Source organism: Ruegeria sp. HKCCSP351, assembly GCF_017872535.1.
Lineage (GTDB): Bacteria > Pseudomonadota > Alphaproteobacteria > Rhodobacterales > Rhodobacteraceae > Ruegeria.
In genome coordinates this window covers 343007-367701 of sequence record NZ_JAEDOV010000002.1, presented here as the reverse complement: position 1 = coordinate 367701, position 24695 = coordinate 343007, and the positions used below count along the sequence as shown (strand labels likewise).

Sequence of the window (24695 nt, the reverse complement as noted above, 5' to 3'; positions counted from 1 at the left end):
ATGGATTGGAGCACGTGCAAGGCACTAAGCTGACGCCGTCAAACACGGGTTCCGAAGCACAGTGCACTTCATCCCCCGCGACGGTTTCCTCCACCCCCTTGTCTTCGCATGGTCAACCCAATGCGCTTTCGCGGGACATCAACATCGACGACACGTACTTTAACCACTTGCCCGGTCTTAACCACGTCATGCGGATCTTTGACAAACCGGTCCGCCAGCTGGCTGACATGAACCAGCCCATCCTGATGCACGCCGATATCCACAAAAGCGCCGAAGGCGGCGACGTTGGTGACTGTGCCTTCCAAAACCATTCCGGGTTTCAGATCGGTAATTTCTTCGATGCCATCGGTGAAAGATGCGGTGACAAAACTGGGGCGGGGGTCGCGTCCGGGCTTTTCAAGCTCGGCAAAGATGTCCCGAACGGTCGGCAGGCCGAAATCCTGAGTTACAAATTGTTCGGCCCGCAACCCCTTTAACGCGCCATCATGGCCCATGATGTGACGGATATCGCGACCGCAGGCAGCAACGACCCGGCGCGCAATGTCATAGGCTTCGGGGTGCACTGAAGACGCATCTAAAGGCTCGGAACCGTCCCTGATGCGCAGGAAACCGGCGCTTTGCTCGAACGCGCGCGGTCCAAGGCGGGCGACGGACAGCAAATCCTTCCGCGATCGGAAGGGCCCGTTCAGGTCACGGTGGGTGACAATCGCTTCGGCCTGCGCCGAACCCAGACCAGACACGCGTGACAGCAAAGGGGCAGATGCGGTGTTCAGATCAACCCCGACAGCATTCACCACATCCTCGATCGCGGAATCCAGCGACTGTGACAGACGATGCTGATCCACATCATGCTGATACTGGCCAACACCAATGGATTTCGGTTCGATTTTAACCAGCTCGGCCAAGGGGTCCTGCAATCGGCGCGCAATCGAGACCGCACCACGCAGCGAGACATCCAGGTCCGGAAATTCGCGTGCAGCCAGTTCAGATGCGGAATAGACCGAAGCGCCAGCTTCTGACACCACCACTTTTGTTGGTGCTTTCACCGTCTTGGGTAGAAGTGCAAGAGTGTCTGCAACCAATCTTTCGGTTTCACGGCTGGCCGTCCCGTTCCCGATTGCGACCAGTTCGATCTGATGAGCAGATATCAGATTGAGGATACTGGCCTGTGCGCCATGCAAATCATTCTTCGGCTGAAACGGATACAAGGTATCAGTGGCGACAACCTTGCCGGTCGCATCAACGACAGCAGCCTTTACGCCCGTACGAATGCCCGGATCCAGACCCAAGGTCGCCTTGGCACCTGCCGGTGCGGCAAACAGCAGGTCCTTGAGGTTTCGCGAGAAGACCTGAATGGCTTCGTCCTGCGCCCGGCTGCGCAGGACAGCCATCAGTTCGACCATCATGGACAGCGAAAGCTTTACCCGCCATGTCCAGCCCGCGACTTTGCGCAACCACGCGTCTGCCGGCCCAGTGCCGCGTGTCTGTAGATGAGCGGCGACAATCGTCTCGGCCCGCGCGGCACCAAATTCCGGTTCAGGCGCGATATCCAGTGTGACGACACCCTCTTTGGATGCCCGCAGCATTGCCAAAGCCCGATGTGAAGGCACGTCCGCCCACAATTCGGCGTGGTCAAAGTAGTCACTGAACTTGGCGCCGTCCTTTTCCTTGCCTTCGATGACCTTTGCGCTGAGCAAAGCCTCGCGCTGCATGAAGCTGCGCAATTCGCCCAGCAGTGCGGCGTTTTCTGTCAACCGCTCGGTCAAAATGTCCCGCGCGCCGTTCAAAGCATCCCGGGTCGTTGCTACCACCTCGGTGAGGTACGCCGCGGCTAGCGTTTCAGGATCGCAGTTGCGGTCCGTCAGAATAGCATCAACCAAAGGTTCCAGCCCATTTTCGCGCGCAATCATCGCCTTGGTGCGCCGTTTTGGCTTGTAAGGCAGATATATGTCTTCCAACTGCGCTTTGGTTTCCGCACGCGCTATGGATTTGTTCAGATCTTCCGTCAGTTTGCCCTGATCCTTGATCGAGTTCAGGATGGTTTCGCGCCGCGCTTCAAGCTCGCGCAGATAGGTCAGCCGCTCGGACAGCAGGCGCAACTGGGTGTCGTCCAATCCTCCGGTTGCTTCTTTCCGATACCGGGCGACAAATGGCACGGTTGCTCCGTCGTCCAGTAGCTTGATCGCGGCACCGACCTGCTCGGGACGTGCATTAATCTCGGTAGCGATGGTGCGGGCGATACGGTCCAATGGTGCCTCCTGAAACGACGCTGGAAGAACTTCTTAACCAGCTGTTTCGGCAAGGGGAAGACCCTTGGTTCAATCTGAACCGGTCGCGGATTGATGCCGCTCAGTCGCGGCGTGCAATCGACGATTCCAGCGTTGAGCGCAGAAGTTGCGCATCTAGCGGTTTGTAGAGCAAAGGCAGATTGGCGTGCTTGCAACGCTCGGCCAGTTCAGGTGATCGGTTCGCCGAAATAATGCAGCCGGGCAGAGGCCCAAACTCGTTCGTCAGGGCATGTATCGCGTCGATACCGGTTCTGTCGTGGTTCAACTGAAAATCGGCAACTATTGCGTCGGGCAGAATGTCAATTTCGCGAAGTAGATTGATTGCTTCGTCTTCGCTTTCGCTCTCCAAAACCTCGACCCCCCAGGATTCGACGGTCATGGTCAGTGCGCTACGAAGATTTTCATCATTCTCAATCAACAATACGACCGTGTTACCAAGTATGTTGTAGCCCGGATCGTGGGCCGCAGGGGCACTGCCGCATGCAGTCTGCTCTTCCTGTGCCAACGGTACTTCGACCGAGAATCCAGTTCCTTTGCCTACTTCGGAATACAGCTGGATTGGATGTTGCAACAGCCCACAGGCGCGCTCTACGATTGCAAGGCCCAATCCCATACCTTCTGCGGCACTGGCATCAGAATGCAGGCGCTGAAATTCCTGAAAAACGAGGTCTCTTTGGTCTGACGCGATTCCGATGCCCGTATCCCAGACCTGCAAGGCAATTGCGCCTTCACGACGCCGCACACCGACCAGAACTTTTCCGGTCTCGGTATACCTGATCGCGTTCGACAGCAGGTTCTGCAAAATCCGACGCAAATAGCTGGCGTCGCTGGTCACACGCGCGTTTGTGTCAACAAATGACAGTTCAAGCCCTTTTGCCTGCGCAACCGGGCGAAATGCGTCTTCCATCTGAGAAAACAGCGCACTCACTGATATGGTGGACAAATGCGCGGTGGCCCGTCCTGAATCCAGCTTCGAGATATCCAGCAGCGCTTCCAGAATGTGTTCAACGCTGTTCAGCGCACTTTCAGCCTTGCCTGCAACGGTCCTTGCGTCGTCTTTGTCCAGGCCGCTGCCCAGCGATGCAACATAAAGCTTTGCCGCGGAAAGAGGTTGTAACAGGTCGTGGCTGGCCGCTGCCACAAATCGCGACTTGGACGCGTTTGCACGCTCGGCCTCGTTCAAAGCGTCAGCCAGTTCCATCGTGCGTGATGTTACGCGTTGTTCCAACAGCTCTTTGGCTTCATATAAGGCCTGAGCGGACTTTCGTTCTGCGGTAACATCGGTGAAGGATATCACAAAACCCCTGTCGGGCATTTCCTGCGCAAACACAGAAAGTATTTTCGACCTTCCACGGTGCATCTGAAATTGCAGAGGACGGCGATAGGTTTGCCGCGTTACCCAATCCAGCAGATCGGCTTCCGTTATTCCCTTCTGGAACTTGATGTTCGCGCTGAGGCGGTTGGACAGCGATTCAAACCGGGTCCCCATCTGAAACTGCGCGATCGGAATGGCCAGCAACTCGCTGGCGCGGTTGTTCCACCCGATCAGACGGTGTTTGTTGTCAAAAATACAAACGCCCTGTTCAATATGTTCCAGCGTTGCGCGGATCAGCCTGGCCTTGTCATCCAGTATCCGGTCACGCTCCTGCCGTTCGATCCGCATGATATCGGTCACATCGGTTTGCAGAATAACAGTGCCGCCATCCGGCGTGCGGTGTTCGGATACTTGCGACCACCGATTGCCAACAAGCCGGACGTTGAACACCACATGATCGTCCGTGTGCCGATCCAGACGGCTTTTGGCCCAGTCTGTCGGGGTCATTGTTTCAGGCAGGGACAGAAACCCTGATCGGCTGACCAGTTCGACATATGCGGCAAAGCTCAATCCCGGGCTCAGCCGCTCCTGAATGTCGGGCATATGCAGACCAAAACGGCTGTTACACAGCACCAGTTTTTCGTCGCGATTGAAAAGGGCAAACCCCTCTTGCACCGTTTCGATTGCATTGGCCAAGTCAGCGCGTGCGGCTTCGGTGTCCTTGTTCGCCTGTGCCAATCTGGCATTGGAATCGTTCAGCAATTCAAGGGCGCGTTCCAGATCATTCGTCCGGGCGCGGACCTCTTGTTCAAGCACGGCCGCGCGCTGAAACTGCGCATAGGCTGCGCCTGACGCATCGGTGGATTCTTCTACCCGGCGCATCAGCGCTTCAGCGATCTTGCGAAGCTTCTCGTTCTGGCGGTCAACCGAGTCCGACGGGTCTGTAAGATGCTCGATCATGGGTTACTCTTTCTCGGGTGGATAAATAGCAACACCCGTCAGAGTTTGGTTCACGTGGATGGAATTGTACTGCTCTCCGTAGGTTGAAAATCCGACAACGTGATTGCGGGCCAGAATGTCCGAGATGTCGCGCGTCTTTTGCTTTTCCTGCGCTTCCAGTCGGCGGAGAATGCAGTCGCAACCCAGAATGGTGTCGGGTTGCCGTTTCTCGGTCAGAAATCCGATTTCTTCCTCAAGGTGCTCGACCATGTCCCTTGGTTCGGCCAGCGTCAGCACAAGCCCTTCATCAATGGCCGAAAAAAAAACGAGGTCCCCGTTGCCCGCCACCTGCTGAATGGCGCGGACGTGATGCTGCCCGCCAATCTGCACAACAACGGGGTGCGCCGCAAAGGTGAATGTCGTCAGTTGATCCGGATCCTTGCCAAGGATACGGGCGTATTCGCGGGCGGCGGGCTCGGCGTTGATTTCCTGAACGATGCGTTTTGCCGGGTCCGCCTTGGTCACCACCATACGCCGGTTCGTTGGTACCAGATGATCGGTTTTGAACACCTTGATCGGGCACCGCGTACGAACCTGAGCCAGAATGGCAGCATTGCTCAGCGCCTTGCCCTGATGCAGTACATAGGTACGCCCGAACCGGGTTCCATCACCGGCCGATCCGCCGAACAACGGCACTGGCCCCAGACCGACGGCCAACTCAGAGGTCAACGCATCCTCTTTGGTGGACAATCCGTCGATCATCAGGAACGTAAATTCATGGCTCCAGTCGGGCGCCGTGACCATCATGTTGTTTCGGTTGTGGATCATCTCGTTGATGATGCTTTCCGCCTCAAAATCGTTCAGATCGGAAACCAGGACCGTACGCGCGTCGAAATGGGATTGTGGCAGGCCAATCGCGACGATCTGATCCTCGCAATAACCGCTATCCGCAAGTTCTCCGGCAGTGGTACAGCCAACCACCGGAGTAGGCGCAAACACCTGCTCGGCATTGGTAATGACCGCAGCCGCGTCCGCGTTTGGACTGACAAAAAGTATCACCAGCGCAAGCGGTTCAGCCCCGAGTTGACGTACGAGCACCCCAAGCGCCTGCCCGGTGTCGTAACGCGCGAAAGCCGTTTTGACGATGCCTGCCGCACCGGTCCGGGCTGTCGCCCACCCGACTGCTTGGTCCATCGAGCCTCCTCCCTAAAGCGCGACGATGTAGTGAGAGTATGACGCTTAGCCGTGGTCTTGCAAGACGCTGGCAAACGAAGCTTTCTTTGCAATCAGAACGGCTTGCGTCCGGCTTTGCACACCCAGTTTCCGCATGATTGCGGTGACATGGGCCTTGACCGTGGGTTCCGCAATGGAAAGGTCATAGGCAATCTGCTTGTTCAGCTTACCTTCGCAGATCAGTTGCAGAATGCGGGCCTGCTGATTTGTCAGTGTCGCAAGCCGATTGACCGCCTCGGCGTGTTCATCTTCTTCGACATTGAACAGAACGCACCCTTCGGGCACAAAAACTTTGCCGGAATGCACTGTCTCGAATGCCAGGCGAAACACATCGCGTTGGCTGTGCTTGGGTACATAACCCGATGCGCCCGCCTGAATCACCTGACTGACAACGCGATTATCCGTCATCGAGGACACCACGATAACCGGGGCGTTCGCAGCAGCCTTCAGACGGACAAGGCCGTCCAGCCCTTCCACATCCGGCAGGTTGAGGTCCAGCATGACCGCGTCCGGTTTCAGCCCCCCTGCCAGAAGTTCCATCGCACCTTCCAATCGGTCCGCTGTATGGATTTCCCCGATTTGCGCCACGCTTTGCAAGGTCATCGACAACGCGTCGCAAAACAGGGGGTGGTCATCGACGATCAGCACTTTCTCGAAGCCAGATCTTTCGACGGAGTCTGCAAGCATTTGGTATTGCCTTTTTTCAATCAGGTTGCCCCCAGTTTATCCAATCCTAACAACGAAAGTAATCTGCGCCTACTGGCCCAAAGTCGTACATAAGATCGGCTCGGCGACACCTACACCCAAGGTCTAATAGGCAGGGCAAAAAACACCACGTAGCGTAAGAAAAAACACTTGGAGAAGAGAAATGGAGCTTAGTGACAGCCGCGTCATTGCCGCGCCGCGATCCAAGGTCTGGGACGCGCTTTTGTCGGCTGAGGTTCTGAAAGAATGCGTTCCGGGATGTCAGGAAATGACGGGCTCGGTCGATGACGGATTCGAAGCGACGGTGGTGCAGAAAGTCGGCCCCGTCAAAGCGACCTTCAAAGGGGCCGTTACCCTTTCTGATATTGTAACGCTTGAAAGCGTGAAGCTCTCGGGTGAAGGTAAGGGTGGGGCTGCGGGTTTTGCCAAGGGTGCGGCCGATGTCAGTTTGTCTGATGTGCCCGAAGGTACACTGCTGACCTATACCGTCGACGCACGTGTCGGTGGCAAGCTGGCCCAGCTGGGCAGCCGGGTCATCGATGGCGTCGCCAGAAAAATGGCCGACCGGTTCTTTGAAAATTTTCAGAACGCGGTCGAACCCGAAAAAACACCCGATCCGGAAACCTCGGATCAGGTTCAAGCCGAACCTTTAGCCGAGGGTGAAGGCGGCGAAGCAAAAAAAGGTTGGTTCAAGCGCGTATTGGGCGGTTGAACCGTTGGAATTCAGGGAGGAGAAAGTCATGAAAATTTCCATGACCGTGAACGGCAAGGCCGTCAGCGGCGAAGTCGAGGGCCGGACATTACTGTCCGGCTTTCTGCGCGAGCAACTGTCATTGACGGGCACGCATGTCGGCTGTGATACGGCCCAGTGCGGTGCCTGCGTTGTACATGTGAACGGCCAGGCCGTGAAGTCGTGCAATATGCTGGCGGTCGAAGCTGACGGCGCTGACGTTGGCACAATCGAAGGTCAGGCAAATGCGGATGGTTCGCTGAATGTGATTCAGCAAGCCTTTCAGGATCATCACGGCCTTCAATGCGGGTTCTGTACTCCGGGTATGGTGATGAGCGCCGCTGCGCTGCTGAAAGACAACCCACGCCCATCTGAAGCCGAAATCAGGAAGTACCTGGAAGGCAACCTGTGCCGCTGCACAGGGTACCACAATATCGTCAAGGCGATCATGGCCGCCTCAGGTCAGGACGTCGGCAGTATCGCTGCGGAATGATGCCGCCGCGGGCGTAAACGTTGCGCCCGTGGGACAAGTGAAGGGTGCAGCAGCATCCGTTTATGGGAGGAGAACAAGCAATGCCCAAAGACAGTGGCATCGGAGCCAGTTCCAAGCGACGCGAGGACGTCCGCTTTCTGACCGGAGCAGGCAACTATACCGACGACATCAACGTACGTGGTCAGGCTTACGTATATTTCCTGCGGTCCGACATCGCGCATGGTCGGATCAATTCTGTAGATACATCAACCGCCGAAGGTATGCCCGGTGTGGTCAGAGTATTCACCGGCAAAGACTTTGAAGGCGTGGGCGGAATGCCCTGTGGCTGGGAAGTGACCGACAAGCACGGCGCGCCGATGCAGGAACCACCACACCCAATTCTGGCACAGGGTAAGGTGCGCCACGTGGGTGATCCAATCGTTGCCGTGGTGGCTGACAGCCTGGAACAGGCCCGTGACGCGGCCGAGGCTATTGATCTGGATATCGAGGAACTGCCCGCCGTGATCGACATGAAATCCGCGGCGCAGGAAGGCGCGACGCTGGTTCATGACGATCTGAAAAACAATATCTGCTATGACTGGCAGTTGGGTGAGGCCGACGACGCCAAGGTGAACGACGTCTTTGCCAATGCGGCGCATGTCACCACTTTGGATCTGGTGAACAACCGGCTGGTCGCCAACCCGATGGAGCCACGCGTGGCTGTGGCCGAGTACAGCAGGGGCACGGATGAATATACGCTCTATACCACTTCGCAGAACCCGCATGTCATCCGCTTGTTGATGTGCGCGTTCGTTCTGGGTCTGCCGGAACACAAAGTCCGCGTCGTGGCCCCGGATGTGGGCGGTGGTTTTGGCACAAAGATTTTCCACTATGCGGAAGAAGCATTCTGCACCTTTGCCGCCAAGGCCTGCAACCGGCCCGTCAAGTGGACAGCCAGCCGGTCCGAGGCATTCATGTCGGATGCGCAGGGTCGTGACCATGTCAGCACGATTGAACTGGCGCTGGATGCGGACAACAACTTCATCGGCCTGCGGACCAACACCTATGCCAATCTGGGCGCCTATCTGTCGACCTTCTCCAGCTCGGTTCCGACATGGCTGCATGGGACGCTGATGGCAGGCAACTATAAGACCCCGGTCATTCAGGTGAATGTGAAGGCGATGTTCACAAACACGGTGCCGGTGGACGCCTATCGCGGCGCTGGTCGACCCGAAGCAACCTTCCAACTGGAGCGTGTCATCGACAAGGCTGCGCGCGAGTTAGGTGTCGATCCGATCGCCCTGCGTCGCCAGAACTTTGTCACGCAGTTCCCCTATGACACGCCGGTGGCGCTGACTTACGACACCGGGGATTATAACGGGACCATGGACAAGCTGGAGGCCGCTGCTGATCTTGCGGGCTTTGCCGCACGACGCGCGCAGAGTGAGGCCAAAGGCAAGCTGCGCGGTCTCGGCGTCAATTGCTATATCGAGGCTTGCGGTATCGCGCCTTCGAATATCGTTGGCATGTTGGGAGCCCGTGCAGGTCTTTACGACGCGGCGACAGTTCGGGTGAACGCCACTGGTTCGATCAGTGTTATGGTCGGCGCACACAGCCACGGGCAAGGCCATGAAACAGCCTTCCCGCAGGTCGTGGCCGACATGATCGGCATCGACGAGTCAATGGTCGAGATCGTGCACGGAGACACTTCGAAGATCCCGTTCGGCATGGGCACCTATGGCTCACGCTCGCTGGCGGTCTGCGGCTCGGCTATGGTCAAGGCCACCGAAAAGGTGATCGACAAGGCCAAAAAGATCGCAGCCCATTTGCTGGAAGCGTCCGAGGCAGATATCGAACTTAAGGACGGTCAGTTCAGTGTTGCGGGGACCGACAAGTCGGTGGCGTGGGGGGATGTGACCCTTACGGCCTATGTGCCGCACAACTATCCGCTGGAAGTTGAACCGGGACTGGAGGAAACCGCGTTCTATGACCCGGCCAACTTTACTTTCCCGGCAGGGGCTTATGCCTGTGAGGTCGAGGTAGACCCCGACACTGGTCAGGTCAGTATCGAGAAGTTCACGGCAGCGGATGACTTTGGCAACATCGTCAATCCGATGATCGTAGACGGTCAGGTACATGGCGGTATTGGTCAGGGCATCGGTCAGGCCCTGCTGGAGAACTGCGCCTATGACGAGAACGGCCAATTGCTGAGCGCGTCGTTCATGGACTACGCGATGCCACGCGCCGATGACGTCCCGTTCTACGGCGTGGATCATTCCAGCCAGACGCCCTGTACGCACAATCCGCTTGGTGTGAAGGGTTGCGGCGAGGCCGGAGCGATCGGCTCACCGCCAGCGGTGGTCAACGCGGTGCTGGATGCGTTGAACTCGGGTGGAAGGGCTGTTGATCATATCGACATGCCGATGAGCCCGTCACGCGTTTGGACGGCGATGCATGGTTGAGAGGTTGGGGTGCGAGGGACCAGCCCCTCGCGCTCCCCGGGATATTTATAGCCAGATGAAGGGCGGATCAGCGCCTTTTGGAAAGGAAGAACGAAATGTACAATTTCGAGTTTGAGAAGCCCTCGACCATTGCTGACGCGGTTGCAGCATTGGCAGCAGAGGATGCGCAGGCATTGGGAGGCGGGCAAACCCTGATCCCGACATTGAAACAGCGATTGGCGGCACCGTCCAAACTGGTGTCGATGGGCGGCATTGCCGAGATGCAAGGCGTCTGCGTTGATGATGACGGCTCGGTCTCTGTTGGGGGTGCAACACCTCACGTTGTCGTTGCTCGCGACGCTGCGGGGTCTTATCCCGCGTTGGCGGCATTGGCTGGACAAATTGGCGACCCGGCAGTGCGCAATCGTGGAACCATCGGTGGTTCGGTTGCGAACAATGACCCGGCAGCCTGTTATCCGGCGGGCGTGCTAGGATCCGGCGCGACCGTCGTGACCAATACGCGTCAAATTTCGGCAGATGACTTTTTTCAGGGCATGTTCACCACAGCCCTGGATGAAGGAGAGATCATCACTTCGATCCGCTTTCCGGTTCCGCAGGCGGCAAGCTATCAAAAATTTCTGCAGCCAGCGTCGCGGTTTGCACTTGTTGGGGTATATCTGGCCCGTTTCACGGACGGTGTGCGTGTGGCAGTGACCGGGGCAAGTGAGGATGGCGTCTTCCGTTGGAGCGAAGCCGAGCAGGCGCTGAACAAGGAGTTCCGCCCGGACGCCTTGATGGACCTTCGGATTAACCCTGCCAACATGATCGCTGATTTACATGGCAGCAAGGAATACCGGGCGCATCTTGTGTCGGTCATGACCAAACGCGCCGTTGAAGCCTGCATGTAGACATTTCTCGACAAGATGCTCTGAAGCCCCGGTTTTTGCCGGGGCTTTTTCGTTGAGATATGGTTTTTAGTGTTTCGCCAAGGTCGGGCTGGCCAGCACCTTTTCGCTGTTTGAGGGTTGTGGCCAGTCTCTGCGCAAAAAAAATCAGGCCACCCAATTCCGGGCGGCCTGATCAAGTCACAAGCTAAGCTTTCGCTTTATTCGGCGGCTTGTGCACCAGTAGCGGCGTGTTTGTCACGCTGGCTGTCGCGGAACAAAGCTTTGGCCAGAGCAATACACATCAAACCCATTACAGCAGTAAAGGGCAATGCGCCGATGATCATTGCGTTTCGCAGCGCATCCATCGGGTTGTTTTCACCCGCCGCGAGGATCAGCGCGCCGATCACAGCCGTCAGGATGACACCCCAGATGATGCGGTGCTTGATGCCCGTCTCTTGGCTGCCGCCCGACATGATGGTATTCATCACCAGAATGCCCGAGTCTGCCGACGTGACGAGGAATGTCATGATCAGGATCACGCACATCACGTTCAGCATTGACAGCAGACCACCGTCAATCATGTAAGATAGTGTCACGAACAGCTTGTTGGTGTTCGATGCACCGATGATTGCACCTTCTGCGGCGCCTGCCAGTTCCAGATCAATCGCAGTTCCACCCAGAACAGTCATCCATGCAAAGCAAACCAATGCCGGTGCGAGCACACAGCCTACGATGAACTCGCGGACAGAGCGCCCTTTCGAAATACGGGCAAGGAACAGGCCCACGAAGGGCGAGAACGCGATCCACCAGGCCCAGTAGAACGTGGTCCAGCCCGACTGCCAGCCGAACTGACGCCCCTGCTCACCCGCCGCATAAACGGCTGCCAGGGTTGCTTCATCCAACTCAGCTGCTGCCCCTTCCAGGCCGCTCTTGAAACCGTCAAAGCTGCCCCATGCATTGGTGGCCCCACCCATCAGATCATTGGCATGGGCTTGTGCTTCGGCAGGCAACGCCGCAGCGAAGGCTTCAACTGACAACGGGCCATAGGCGTTAAAGCTGAGCGACAGGATATGCAGGATATAGTCGACCATTGCTGTGCCATAAGTGGTCATGGCAAAGACGAACGAGCCGAAGACGATAAATGTGCCCAACAGGATGATCGACAATACGAGGTTCAGGTTCGACAGGTATTTAACACCACGACCAACGCCCGATACTGCGGAAATAATCGACAGGCACATAATGACAACCAGACCGGTGATCAGACCCACTTTGCTGGGGGTTGGAACTTCGCCACCCAGATCCATGACCCACTCCATACCGGTGATGGCAAAAAGCCCGTCGATGAACTGGCTGACACCATAGCCGATGGTGACAGAAACACCGAGGATCGTTGCAACAACGCCAAGTACGTCAACCACATGGCCGAAGAAGCCATTGACGAAGCGGCCAAACAGGGGCGTCAGCGCCGAACGGATGGTGAGAGGCATGTCACGGGTATAAGCGTAATATGCCAGCGACAAACCGGTCACCACATAGATGGCCCACGCGTGAAATCCGTAGTGCAAGAAGGTATAGCGGTAAGCCGACTGCAGTGCTTCGGGGGTATTTCCCACGACCGCTTCGGACACGACTTCGGGGTTCGAACCCCACAGCCCTAATGGTTCTGCGGTTGCAAAAACCATCAGACCAACACCCAGGCCGGCGCCGAACATCATGGAGAACCAAGAGAAGTTCGAAAACTCGGGCTTTTCACCGGGTGTTCCCATCACACGGCGACCCGTGGACGGAATAGCGGCGACAACGGCCAGAAAAACAAGGAACAACCCGACAATGACAATGTAGAAGCTGTTGAAAAGCTCGAGCAACCGCCCGTTCAGGCTGCCAAGCGTTCCGTTTGCGTTTGCAGGGAATACCAATGCCCACAGAACCAGAGCGACCATAATGGCCTTGCTGATCAGGGCAATTGGGACGCTGTAGTTTTCATAAAAACCGGCATCCGCCGTTTTTATCTCAACGTCTGTGAATGGTTCGGGTATCGACATGTTGGGTTTTCCTCCGTGTGTTCGCAGTTTTTTTTGTTCTTTTGAGTTCCGTTTGGGATGCAGCGTGCCGGACGGCGTAAACAAACATGCACAATGCACCAAACAGTGAGTGGGTAGTGTTCAGATCAACTGAGATTTGCGGCAAGTCCATACGCGCAAGTGGCGTCTCCTACCGCTCTTTTCCTCCCGGATTTTTGCCGCCTGCAAAATCTGTTTGTCCTTAGTGACCTATCAGTTTGCCGTTGAACCTGCTTGCAGCTTCGCAAGAAGTGGTTGCGCCCTTCAATTCGAGAAAACCTATATCGGAGGTTGGGGCTGCTCGCCCGAGAATCCGACCCTTATGCGACTCGAAACGACCATCTTGATGGCTCTTATAACATGTTAGCGACAACAGATGGAGGGCGTGATTGTAACTCCATTTACAGTTTCAGAACCAGTATGTCGGACTTTGCCCGCGAAACGCATGTGCACAGGAACTCATGCGTTTCCTGCTCTTGTGGGGTGAGTATACCGTCGCGATGATCAACTTCGCCGGAAACGACATCAACGATACAGGTTCCGCAAAGCCCTTCGGAGCAGCCGAAATCAACCTGCACACCATTGGCCTGCAAAACCTCCAGAATGGATTGGCCCTTGCCAACGGGATAGACCGCTCCGGTCGACTGGATCTTGATCTGGAAATCGGCGTTCGGGGCATGCTCAATGTCCGACGCAGCGGCGAACCGTTCAAAGTGTATCGCGCCGCCGCGCAGCAAGGCACCAGCTTCCAGTACCGCGTTCAACATCGGTTCAGGGCCGCAGGTATAAACGTCTGCGCCCATCGGCATCGATTGCATGACCGATTTCAGATCGAATACCCCGTCTGTGTTATCACAATGCAAATGATACCATTCATCCAGACCAAGTGCCCGGAATTGTGCATCCATCGCCGCGTATTCTTTTGATCGAACAAGATAATAGACACGAAAATCCTGCCCTCGGTTCAGCAGCTCACGTGCCATTGCAACCAGTGGTGTGGCCCCAATACCGCCAGCGATCAAAGTGACGTGCCGATCATGACTTTCGAGTTTGAAGTGGTTGCGGGGACCGCCGATTTCGACGGTCGCGCCCTCTTGCAGGTCATGCATCGCCAGTGACCCGCCCCGCCCTTCGTCTTCACGTTTTACGGCCACGTTGATCAGGCGCCCATCCTGACTCCAGCTCCACAGCGAGTATTGCCGTATCAGACCGTCTTCAAGATGGATGTCCACATGCGCCCCGGGCTCGAGGCTGGTGAAGCGCCCGCTTTCGATCTCGAAGCAGAAATCAGTGGTGTCGGGGCTGAGCGATGTTTTTCGCACAAGGCGGGCGACTTGAGTATCCATCACTTGTCCTGTTCGGTCTCACGTGGCGTACATTCTGCGTCGTTCAGCAAACAACAGGAAAAAAGATAGATTTCAATTGCAAAATTTCTAACATTCGGGTGAATTGAGCTCACCCAGAGTTCGAAAGCCAACAAACCTCCATGTCTCGACGCCACTACAACCTTCCCCCACTTACGACATTATCGGCCTTTGAAGCCGCCGCACGGCATCTCAGTTTCAAGGAAGCCGCAAGCGAGCTTTCCGTGACGCCAGGTGCCGTCAGTCATCAGATCAAGGCGTTGGAAGGTGAGCTGGGCGCGGCACTTTTTGTCCGGAAACACCGCGGCGTGGAACTGACCGAGGATGGGCAAGACCTGTTTGAGGCACTCAGCGCTTCGTTCCGCCAGATTTCAAAGGTGCTTGAGAAGATTCGCAGCAGTGATTCCGAAAACCACGTAACCGTTGGGTCAACTACTGCCGTCGCCGCACTTTGGCTGTCGCCGTCTGTCATCCGGTTCTGGCAGGATTATCCGCACGTAAAAGTGAACCAGATGGCACAGGACAAGGCGTTCACGGACCGGCCGGATATCGACTTGTTCATCCGCTATGGCCGGGACGCGAACGCGCAACTCACGCACACGAAACTGTACCGCGATATCCTTACACCCGTTTGCAGCCCCCAGATGGCCGCGGACCTTAAAGGGGCCAGTCTTGAAGACCTCGTGCAGCGGCGTTTGATCCATCTTGAAACGCAGGACAGCACCTGGACGACCTGGTCATCCTGGTTCCATGACCTCGGGTTTTCCGGGGTTGTTCCTGTGGGATCGCGGGTGAACAGCTATGCGCTTGCCCTTCAGGTCGCGCGTAAAGGCGCGGGTCTTGCGTTGGGGTGGAAACGTCTGGTCCAGCCCATGCTCGCATCGGGGAAACTCGTGGCATTAGAGGAGTTCAGCCTGCCTGCCCCGGACAATTTCTATCTTGTCGGTCGCCCGGACGATCAGCTCTCGGAAGGGGCGCTGGCTCTCAAGAATTGGTTGCTTAACGAACTGTCTCAGGGCTCGGTTTAGCCTGCCTCAATTTGCCATTAGGATTTTTAGTATTGAACGTGGACGGCCTCAGCCGCCAATGGATGCAGCGATAAACTCATTCAAAATCACTCAGGAGTGGCCGATGAACAAGCACGCACCGCTTTCGTCTGTTCTGACACCGGTAAACACCGCAAAGGGTCTGCCGAACGAGCATTATATTGATCCCGCAGTTTTTGCCGAAGAACGGGATGCGGTCTTGTTTGCGAACTGGTCCGGCATCGGCTTTGGCAAAGACATTCCCGAGGCGGGCGACGCGTATCCGATCGATTTCCTGGGTGTGCCGCTCTTGATGGTTCGTGATCGCGACGGTCAGATCGGAGTGTTCCAGAACACCTGCCGCCATCGCGGCATGATTTTGGTCGACAAGCCGCAAAAGATCCGCGGCGCGATCCGCTGCCCCTATCACAGCTGGTGCTATGGCCTGAATGGTGAACTGCGGACCGCCCCTCATGTCGGTGGCCCCGGGCAAAATACCCATGAGGATATGGATTTTGCCGAGTTGGGCCTTATCCGTATCCGCTCTTATGTCTGGCGGGATGTTGTCTTTGTCAATGTCAGCGGCGACGCGCCGGAATTCGAAGATGTCCATGGCGAGTTGATGGAACGCTGGAAAGAATTCGATCAACCGATGTATCACGGTGGCGCTGGCGCATCGGTTTATCTTGAGTTGAACTCGAACTGGAAACTGGCTGTTGAGAACTACTGCGAAAGCTATCACCTGCCCTGGGTTCATCCCGGCCTGAACAGCTATTCGCGTCTGGAGGATCACTACAACATCAACGAGTTGGGCAAATATTCGGGTCAGGGCACCTATGTCTACCGCCAGTTCGAAGGTCACGATGGCGAAAAGCTGGATGATTTCGAGAATCTGAGTGAGCAGTGGAATGACGGCGCGGAATATATCGTCGTTTACCCGAATACCCTGCTGGGTGTTCAGCGCGATCACGGCTTCGCCTTCCTCATCGATCCGATTACCCATGAGCGTTCGAACGAACGGATTGAGCTCTACTACGCCAAAAAACCGGAAGACGCTCCAGAACACGAGGCACTGCGCGCCAAGAATGCGCAACTGTGGAAAACGGTGTTCGAGGAAGACGTCTTTGTGGTTGAAGGCATGCAGAAAGGCCGTCACGGCGTGAAATTCGATGGCGGCCGTTTCTCGCCCGCGATGGACGGCCCGACCCATTGTTTTCATCATTGGGTGGCAACTCAGATCGAAAAAGCCCGGGCTGAAGTGTAAGCAATCCTGAAAATGTTGATCTGGTCAGGCCCTTCTGACCAGATCGCGGATCGGTTGTAACAACAGCAGACGGGACCGCGTTGCAGTCTTTTGTCTCCTAGAGGACAGCCGGTGTGAATTCACCGAAAGGGTCACAGTGGATCTGGACGAACTCGACAAACAACTCTTGCGGGCCCATGCGGAAAAAGATGTACCCGCATTGATCCGGCTGTATCACCAAGCGGCGATTCTGGCCGAAGAGCGCCAGCATCATGAAGCCTCGTGTTTCTATCTGACCCACGCATTTGTGTTTGCTTTGGAATACGGCGCGCCGGAAGCAGATGAGTTGAACCTAAAGCTGTTTGAACGTGGCCGTGCACACCGATTGACGTTCTGACGAATTCGTTTGCATAAGCGTATCGCGCAGTCAGGCAATTCCCAAAAGTTTGAGTTTAGTTGACTTCATTCGATCTCGAATTTTGTCGACATTGTCGATGGGCCCGTCTTCATGAAAGAACAAGCGCGAACGAAAACGCGCGAGATAGCCAAAATGCGAAACGAAGCTCAGGCCGTGGTCATCGGCGGAGGAGTGATCGGGTGCTCGATCCTGTATCATTTGACCAAACTGGGATGGTCGGATGTTGTTCTGTTGGAGCGGGACGAGCTGACCTCAGGGTCAACCTGGCACGCAGCCGCAAACATTCACGGATTGCACGACAGTACCAATATCAGCCGCATCCAGCATTACACGATGAGCCTGTATAAAGCGCTGGAAGCTGAAACCGGTCAAAGCTGCGGAGTATTCCAGCCCGGTTCGCTATACCTGGCCCAGACGGAAGAGCGCGAACATCAGCTGAAGCTACAGGCCGCAAAGGCCAGGCTGTATGGCATGAATTTCTATGAGATCAGCATCGAGGAAGCCCAGAAGCTGAACCCGCTGGTCAATTACGACGGCATCCGTTGCGTGATGTTCGAACCTGATGGCGGCAATGTGGACCCGTCGGGCGTGACCAACGCCTATGCGGTCGGCGCACGTCAACGCGGGGCGCAGATTCACCGTTTCACTCCGGTCACTGCAACCGAACAGCAGGAGGATGGCAGCTGGATCGTCAGAACGCCTAAAGGTGACATCAGGACACGCTGGGTGGTGAACGCAGCGGGCCTGTGGGGGCGCGAGGTTGCTGCACTGGCTGGAATCGAGCTGCCGCTGCAACCTACAGAGCACCAGTATTTCGTAACCGAATCCATGGCGGATGTGAAAAGCCACGGCACCCGCCTGCCATCTGTGTCAGACCGGGATGGCGAGTATTACTTGCGTCAGGAAGGCAACGGCCTGCTGGTCGGCGCTTATGAGAAAGACATGAGGTTCTGGGCAGAAGAAGGCACACCGCTGGATTTTGCCCACGACCTGTTCCCAGATGATCTGGAACGGATCGAAGAGAACATGATGAACGCGATTGAACGCCTACCGGCGGTCGGTGAAGCCGGGATCAAGCGTGTCATCAACGGCCCGATGATCTGGTCTCCGGATTCGAACGTTCTGATGGGGCCGGTGCCCGAAGTCGATGGCTATTTCTGCTGCAATGGTATCATCCCCGGCTTCTCGCAATCGGGTGGCATGGGCCTGATGGCAGCGCAATGGATCATCGAAGGTGAAACGGAATACGACATGTTCGCCTGGGATCTGGCGCGTTTTGACAGCTGGGCCACCAAGGCGTTCACCAAAGCGCGCGTGGCAGATCAGTACAGTCATCGGTTTGCGATCCATTTCCCCAATGAAGAACGCGGCGCCGGTCGTCCGGCACGGGTTCGCCCGATCTATGAGGCGCAGAAAGCCATGGGTGCGGTTTTTGGCCTGAACGCCGGTTGGGAACATCCGCTGTGGTTTGCCGCAACGCCCGACACCAAAGACACCAATGGCTTTACCCGTCAGAACTGGTGGGGACCGGTGGGCGAGGAATGCAGGATGTTGCGTGACCGTGCCGGGATCATCGATATCTCGAACTTCGCCAAATATGTCTGCAAGGGTCCGGGTGCGGCAGACTGGCTGAACGCCGTCTTTGCCAACACCATGCCCAAAACCGTTGGTCGGTCCTGTCTGACCCCACTGATTTCAAAGCGCGGCGGTATTGCAGGCGACTTTACCGTCACCCGCGTGGCTGATGACGAGTTCTGGGTGATCGGCTCGGGCATGGCAGAGCGGTATCACAAGCGCTTTTTCAAACAGGTTCCGCTGCCTGAAGGCACCACTTTCGAAAGCAAAACTGAAGCGATGTGCGGTTTTAACGTGGCCGGACCCAACTCCCGCGACATCCTGCAACGACTGACCAACACATCGCTGGCAACCGAAGATTTCCCCTTCATGCGGTCCGCCAAGATCGAGCTGGCGGGGGTTCAGGTTCTTGCCCTGCGCGTCTCCTTTACCGGCGATCTGGGATGGGAGCTGCATTGCGCGACCCAAGATCAGGTGCGGCTCTACAATGCGTTGCTTGAGGCAGGCAAAGAGTTCGGGGCTGGCCCTGTTGGCAGCCGGGCGCTGATGTCTATGCGGGTCGAAAAGGGCTATGGGTCTTGGAGCCGAGAATACAGCCCGGAATATTGGCCACATGAAGTGGGTCTTGATCGCCTCTGCAAGTTTGAAAAGGACTTCCTCAACAAGGCAGCTGCGCAGAAAGTGTTGCGGAACCCGGCTCGGGAACACCTGGTGATCCTGCACCTGAACGAAGCGGATGTGACAGCGTCCAACGCGGATGCAACAGGTGGTGAGCCGATCTTCAAGAACGGCGAAGGGATCGGCCGGGTGACCTCGGGCACCTATGGCTACACCGTCGGAATGTCGTTGGCCTTGGGATATGTAAAAAACGCCCAGCGAGGTGATGAGGTCGAGGTTATGGTTCTGGGGCGTCCACACAGGGCCACAATCCTGCATGAACCGCCCTTTGATGCCGCGGGAAAAGCGCTTAGGGCTTAAAACTGCAATAGCTCAAGGCCTTGCCCTTCGGGATATTCCGTCACTTCCGCCGGGATGATCGCCAATCCATCCGCTTGCGCAAGCAAAGCAACACGACCACTGTAGGACGGCTCCATCAGACGCAATCGGGGCCGTCCGTCCGGTGTGTAACCGTCAATCTGAACCGGGCGATATTCCTGTCGGCCTGCGGTACGGTACAAAGGTTCCGACAGAACTGCTTGTACGGCTGCCTGCGGTGTGTGGTGCAGACCGGCACGGCGCGCCATCATCTGCGATCCGATAATTTGCCAGGTCACAAAAGCAGAAACCGGGTTACCCGGCAGACCGATGTAAAGCGCACGGCCACGCCGACCGAATATGATAGGCTTGCCCGGTTTCATTGCGACTTTCATCACATCCGTTACGCCACCGATCTCGGTGAGCAGACGCGGCATATGATCCTCATCGCCGACAGATACACCACCGGTCGTGATGATCAGGTCAGAGGTCTCAGTCGCGTCCAGCAAGACCTGTTTCAAAAGTTCGGGGTCATCTTCAACCTGCCCCCGGTCCGTTAGGTCAATCCAGGGCTTCTGCAACAGCGCAAGCAGCATGTAACGGTTCGAGTTATAGATCTGCCCCGGTCCAAGGGGCTCACCCGGTTGGCGCAACTCACTGCCGGTTGAAAAGATCGCAACCTTCAACTTGCGAAGCACCACGACCTCGCCATACCCGGCGGATGCAAGGGCTGCCACCTCGCGCGGGCCAATCTCGCAGCCGCGCCGCAGGATCGGCGCTCCGGCATGAAGGTCTTCACCGGCACGCCGGATATGTTGCCCGGGCTTTGGACGGCGGCTGAAGCGAATTTGTCCCTCCACAACATCACAATCTTCCTGCATGACGATGGCGTCGTAATCAGAGGGAACGGGCGCTCCGGTAAAAATCCTCAGCGCGCTACCCACAGGTGCAGCATGAGATCCGCTGTCCCCCGCCGCGATGCGACCCGCAACAGCCATCTGGAACAGGGCGGCATCGCCAAGATCGGCGGTTCGAACCGCATAGCCATCCATTGCCGAATTGTCGAAAGCGGGCATATTGACCTTGCTGAAACAGTCGCGGGCCAATATTCGCCCTATTGCAGCGGCCAAAGGCAGCGTTTCCGTTTCTGTGATCGGATCAGCAGCGGACCGGCCCCGGCACAGGGCTTCATCCACGCTCAGATACATATGCGCGTGTCGATCACAGCCGCATCCATCAGCCATATCCAGCCTCCAACTCTGCGAACATGTCTCCACCCATTCTAAGGTGGGCCAGGCTCGCTCAACCGACACGACGTCCGCTGTGCTGTCATTGACATAGGTCACGTGTCACCGCGTGGTGCTTCGAAACGACGGGATGGCGGGCTAAGCGTGACTTCCACTACAGTGGCTTCTCGGATGGTTCTCAGACCGGGATCAACTCTTCCTGATAAGCGAACAGCGCCGGTTGCCCACCCGTATGCAACAGCACAACTTTCTGGCCCTGTTGAATGGTGCCGTTCTCACGTAATTCCAACAAACCTGCAAAGGTTTTGGCCGAGTAGACCGGATCCAGAAAAATACCCTCGGCGCGCGCCATCAGTGCAAGCGCCTTCCGTGTGGACGGGCCTATTCGCCCGTATCCAGGAGGCAATGCGCCGTCCCATGTGAGGATGTCATTCATGACCAGAGCCGGGTCAAACATCATCATACCGGACAACCGTTCCAATATCTTTTGCAACCGCGCATGTTGCTGGTGGCGGTCGCGGCGAACGCAGATGCCAAAAACAGGCGCCGTGTTGCCAGCCAGACGCAGCCCGGCCAGAAACCCGCCATGGGTCGAACCGCTGCCGGATGGCACCACCGCCACGTCGAAATCGGCGATCTGATCCAGTAGTTCGGCGGCCCCGGCCACATAGCCTAACGCCCCCAAGGGCGGATGATCGATGCCCAAGTGAATTACATATGGCTTTCCGCCCTCATCGATAAGCTGATCTGCCCGAACGTGAAGGGCATTGTCGGCCCCGGCCTCGTCTTCTCCGGTGTGGTAGTGAATGTGCTCGGCACCCAGAAGCCGGGCCAGAAGAACATTTCCCGAGGAATAATAATGTTCTCCCATATCCGGTACGCGCTCTTCCAGTTGAAGCACGGCGTCCATCCCAAGCTTCGATGCAGCCATGGCAGCCGTGCGCACGAAATTGGACTGCACAGCGCCGGTGATCAGAATGGTATCTGCCCCCTGTTTCTGTGCTTCACCCATATAGAATTCAAGCTGTCGGGTCTTGTTGCCACCAAAGCTCAATCCTGTCAGATCATCCCGTTTGATCCACAGATCCAGACCAAGCTGGTCGGACAGACGATCAAGCCGTTCAACCGGCGTAGCAGCTGTCATCAGTCTCGCGCGGGGGAAACCGGCCAATTTCTGTTCAATCGTCATGTCTGCGGTCCATCAACTCACCCACTCAGCATCGCGCGGGAAAGGGCATATCCGGTAAGAATAGTAAGGAAGGTGCTTGTGAGAAAGATCGCGGATCGGACTTGGCCTGTTCTCTGCCCCGAGAAATATCCAGGTGGCTCTATTTCTCGCTCGGGTCGCTTTCCGCGTAATTTCGCAATACATCCATGTCAGCAATTTCCGCGTGGTTTCGGTTGATCTTCACCCCGACTGGTTTCAACCTCGAAAACGCGCGGCTCAGGCTTTCGGGTTTCATCCCCAGACGCCCGGCGATCAGCATCTTGTCATACGGCAGTTCAACTTCGCACTGGCCGGCATCGCTATCACACAGATTCAGCAGGAATTCCGCGACGCGCTGCGCACCGGTCTGGGCCTTGAGCTGTTCGAGCTGCGCCACCAGAGAATGCAGATGCGTGAATGTGGCCGCCAGGATTGATACGCAAATTTCCGGATCTTGCTTCATCAGCGATAGCAGCACCGGACTTGGAATGTGCATGATCTCACATGGGGATACCGCTTCGGCCGACACCGGATAGGGCACATTGCGCAGTGCAACGGCTTCGCCAAAGCTTTCACCGCGCGTGAAAACGCTCACCACGGCTTCGGCACCGGTCGGGGAAATGCGGAACAACTTGACCCAACCAGCCAGTACAACATGTACGGCCTTGGCCTCTTCCTCTTGCAGAAAGATCGTCTCGCCTCGATCATATTGCCGCCAGACGGCCTGACGCAGCAGAGTATCGACATGTTGCTCTGGCAGGCTTCGCAGGAGCAGTGACTGCCGCGCAACTATCTTTTGTGCCTCGTGTGACAAGAAGGCAGCCCCTTATTCGTCCGCTCCGGGAACATCCCCGGATGATCAACCCCGTGTCATGCTATGCCAAAGCCAGCGCGGGGGTGCCACCCTTTTCTCGATCTCCAACTTGACTATTGTCATGTAAGGGCGCGCGCCACTGGCATAGGTTCAACGAGATTTCAATTATCCGGGGAGCACGCCAGATGGACTTCGAGCAATTTTTCAGCCAGAGCCTCGACACTTTGAAAGACGAAGGCAACTACCGGATTTTCATCGACCTGCAACGCCGTCGCGGTGCGTTCCCGAACGCGCGTCAAACTGACGGACCGGTCCAGCGGGATGTGCGGATCTGGTGTTCTAATGACTATCTGGGCATGGGGCAGCACCCTTCGGTGATCTCTGCCATGCACGACGCACTGGATCGCTGCGGCGCTGGCGCTGGCGGTACACGCAATATCTCGGGCACCACGCATGATCACGTTCTGCTTGAAGCTGAGCTAGCCGATCTGCATGAGAAAGAAGCCGCGTTGCTGTTCACCTCGGGATATGTGTCGAACTGGGCTGCTTTGGGGACATTGGCGGCGCGAATTCCCGGGCTGATCGTGTTTTCTGACGCGCTCAACCACGCCTCGATGATCGAAGGTATCCGGCATTCGCGTGCCCAGAAGGTGATTTGGAAACATAACGACCTGGCGGATTTGGACGCCAAACTGGCCGCAGCGGATCCCGACGCACCCAAGATGATCGCATTTGAATCGGTTTACTCTATGGATGGCGACATCGCTCCCATCAAGGAAATCTGCGAACTGGCCGACAAATACGGCGCGATGACCTATCTGGACGAGGTTCATGCCGTCGGCCTTTACGGCCCGCGCGGTGGCGGGATTGCCGAACGCGAAGGATTGACGGATCGCCTGACCGTCATCGAAGGCACGTTGGGCAAAGCCTTCGGCGTGGTTGGTGGGTATATCGCGGCCTCAGCCGCGCTGTGTGATTTTGTCCGCAGCTTTGCCAGTGGTTTCATCTTCACCACTGCCCTACCCCCATCGATTGCAGCCGGCGCCGCCGCTTCGATCCGGCATTTGAAACATTCAGGTGCCGAGCGTGACTTGCAAAAAACCCGTGTGGCGCAGGTGCGCGCCCGATTGGATGCCGAGGGCATTCCGCATTTGCCCAACCCCAGCCATATCATCCCGGTGATGGTTGGCGACCCGGTGAAGTGCAAATTCATTTCAGACACCTTGCTTGAGGAGTTTGGCATCTACATTCAGCCGATCAACTACCCAACAGTTCCAAAAGGAACCGAGCGCCTGCGGATCACGCCGTCACCCGTCCATACGGATGACGATATCGATCATCTAGTGGGCGCCTTGTCGGCGCTGTGGCAGCGCTGTCAGATCGCGCGGATGCCTATGGCCGCACAATAACCTGAGCGTCCCTTTGCTTGGAAAACTGCCGCCCCTTTTTGGGGGCGGCTTTTTTCAGATCAGGTACAGTGCGAAGATCACCACAGAGAACCCCGTCAGAACCATGGTGAAGCCCCGCAGCCAGCCCGGACTTTCAACCAGGTCCAGATATCGGGCCAGAATTACACGGGCTTTTATCAGTGCAAGGAGCAGGATACCGCCTGCAATGAGTACGTCTGGCGATTTCATCAGGGTCAAAAGCGTTGAGGCCAGACTGAGCGCCAAAAGCACCAGCCACGCGCTGGTGAGTGAGTTCGGACGCCTCCGGCGGGAGTATTTAGCAAAAGATGAAATTGCCGGCATCTT

General features: G+C 56.7%; 19 protein-coding genes. 9 read left to right on the top strand and 10 right to left on the bottom strand.

Going from position 1 to position 24695, the window contains the following annotated elements; all coding sequences use genetic code 11:
* Nucleotides 1-68 precede the first annotated feature (68 nt).
* From I9182_RS05875 to I9182_RS05860, 4 genes are all read right to left on the bottom strand, one after another.
* Nucleotides 69-2249, bottom strand: coding sequence for a Tex family protein (locus I9182_RS05875; protein WP_209597193.1), 2181 nt, complete (start codon nt 2247-2249; stop codon nt 69-71).
* 100 nt (nt 2250-2349) lie between these two features.
* Complete coding sequence (locus I9182_RS05870) at nt 2350-4563, bottom strand: PAS-domain containing protein (protein ID WP_209507077.1); 2214 nt, start codon at nt 4561-4563, stop codon at nt 2350-2352.
* Nucleotides 4564-4566: 3 nt separating this feature from the next.
* Nucleotides 4567-5736: an FIST N-terminal domain-containing protein gene (locus tag I9182_RS05865; protein WP_209597191.1), complete on the bottom strand. Its 1170-nt coding sequence runs from the start codon at nt 5734-5736 to the stop codon at nt 4567-4569.
* A 45-nt stretch (nt 5737-5781) separates the two neighbouring features.
* Complete coding sequence (locus I9182_RS05860; RefSeq protein WP_209507075.1) at nt 5782-6462, bottom strand: response regulator transcription factor; 681 nt, start codon at nt 6460-6462, stop codon at nt 5782-5784.
* Nucleotides 6463-6643: 181 nt separating this feature from the next.
* On the opposite strand from I9182_RS05860, the gene I9182_RS05855 reads away from it, so the two are divergent.
* From I9182_RS05855 to I9182_RS05840, 4 genes are all read left to right on the top strand, one after another.
* Nucleotides 6644-7192 carry a carbon monoxide dehydrogenase subunit G gene (locus I9182_RS05855; RefSeq protein WP_209597189.1) on the top strand — a complete coding sequence of 183 codons (549 nt, stop codon included), beginning with the start codon at nt 6644-6646 and terminating at the stop codon, nt 7190-7192.
* Between the two features lie 28 nt (nt 7193-7220).
* The gene (locus I9182_RS05850; RefSeq protein ID WP_209507073.1) at nt 7221-7703 is read left to right on the top strand and encodes a (2Fe-2S)-binding protein; all 483 of its coding nucleotides are present in this window, start codon (nt 7221-7223) and stop codon (nt 7701-7703) included.
* An 80-nt stretch (nt 7704-7783) separates the two neighbouring features.
* Nucleotides 7784-10144: a xanthine dehydrogenase family protein molybdopterin-binding subunit gene (locus I9182_RS05845; protein WP_209597187.1), complete on the top strand. Its 2361-nt coding sequence runs from the start codon at nt 7784-7786 to the stop codon at nt 10142-10144.
* Nucleotides 10145-10239: 95 nt separating this feature from the next.
* Nucleotides 10240-11031 carry a xanthine dehydrogenase family protein subunit M gene (locus tag I9182_RS05840; RefSeq protein WP_209597185.1) on the top strand — a complete coding sequence of 264 codons (792 nt, stop codon included), beginning with the start codon at nt 10240-10242 and terminating at the stop codon, nt 11029-11031.
* Nucleotides 11032-11228: 197 nt separating this feature from the next.
* Here I9182_RS05840 and I9182_RS05835 read toward each other — a convergent pair whose 3' ends face one another.
* Complete coding sequence (locus I9182_RS05835) at nt 11229-13055, bottom strand: BCCT family transporter (RefSeq protein ID WP_209597183.1); 1827 nt, start codon at nt 13053-13055, stop codon at nt 11229-11231.
* Nucleotides 13056-13474: 419 nt separating this feature from the next.
* Entirely contained in the window at nt 13475-14419 is a 945-nt protein-coding gene (locus I9182_RS05830; RefSeq protein ID WP_209597181.1) for a PDR/VanB family oxidoreductase, read from the bottom strand.
* A gap of 140 nt (nt 14420-14559) precedes the next feature.
* Here I9182_RS05830 and I9182_RS05825 point away from each other — a divergent pair, with 140 nt between their 5' ends.
* The 4 genes from I9182_RS05825 (at nt 14560) to I9182_RS05810 (ending at nt 19676) form a co-directional block, all read left to right on the top strand.
* A complete protein-coding gene (locus tag I9182_RS05825) occupies nt 14560-15465 on the top strand; it encodes a LysR substrate-binding domain-containing protein (protein ID WP_209597179.1) in 906 nt (301 codons plus the stop codon).
* A 103-nt stretch (nt 15466-15568) separates the two neighbouring features.
* Nucleotides 15569-16726 (top strand): aromatic ring-hydroxylating dioxygenase subunit alpha, encoded by a 1158-nt coding sequence (locus I9182_RS05820; protein ID WP_209597177.1) that lies wholly within the window; start codon nt 15569-15571, stop codon nt 16724-16726.
* Nucleotides 16727-16862: 136 nt separating this feature from the next.
* A complete protein-coding gene (locus I9182_RS05815) occupies nt 16863-17102 on the top strand; it encodes a hypothetical protein (protein ID WP_209597175.1) in 240 nt (79 codons plus the stop codon).
* Nucleotides 17103-17255: 153 nt separating this feature from the next.
* On the top strand, nt 17256-19676 hold the full coding sequence (locus I9182_RS05810) for an FAD-dependent oxidoreductase (protein WP_209597173.1): 2421 nt from the start codon (nt 17256-17258) through the stop codon (nt 19674-19676).
* On the opposite strand, the gene glp is transcribed toward I9182_RS05810, so the two are convergent.
* The 3 genes from glp to I9182_RS05795 all read right to left on the bottom strand — a co-directional run bounded on the left by glp (nt 19673) and on the right by I9182_RS05795 (nt 22941).
* Entirely contained in the window at nt 19673-20917 is a 1245-nt protein-coding gene (glp, locus tag I9182_RS05805; protein WP_209597171.1) for a gephyrin-like molybdotransferase Glp, read from the bottom strand. The two genes, I9182_RS05810 and glp, sit on opposite strands and share 4 nt — an antisense overlap.
* A gap of 181 nt (nt 20918-21098) precedes the next feature.
* Nucleotides 21099-22109: a D-cysteine desulfhydrase family protein gene (locus I9182_RS05800; RefSeq protein ID WP_209597169.1), complete on the bottom strand. Its 1011-nt coding sequence runs from the start codon at nt 22107-22109 to the stop codon at nt 21099-21101.
* Nucleotides 22110-22248: 139 nt separating this feature from the next.
* Nucleotides 22249-22941 carry a Crp/Fnr family transcriptional regulator gene (locus I9182_RS05795; RefSeq protein WP_209597167.1) on the bottom strand — a complete coding sequence of 231 codons (693 nt, stop codon included), beginning with the start codon at nt 22939-22941 and terminating at the stop codon, nt 22249-22251.
* Nucleotides 22942-23126: 185 nt separating this feature from the next.
* Between I9182_RS05795 and hemA the strand changes: the two genes are divergently transcribed.
* The gene (gene hemA / locus I9182_RS05790; protein ID WP_209597165.1) at nt 23127-24350 is read left to right on the top strand and encodes a 5-aminolevulinate synthase; all 1224 of its coding nucleotides are present in this window, start codon (nt 23127-23129) and stop codon (nt 24348-24350) included.
* A gap of 54 nt (nt 24351-24404) precedes the next feature.
* Here the strand turns inward: hemA and I9182_RS05785 are convergent, their stop codons facing one another.
* Nucleotides 24405-24692 (bottom strand): cytochrome C oxidase subunit IV family protein, encoded by a 288-nt coding sequence (locus I9182_RS05785; protein WP_209597163.1) that lies wholly within the window; start codon nt 24690-24692, stop codon nt 24405-24407.
* Between the last annotated feature and the right edge of the window lie 3 nt (nt 24693-24695).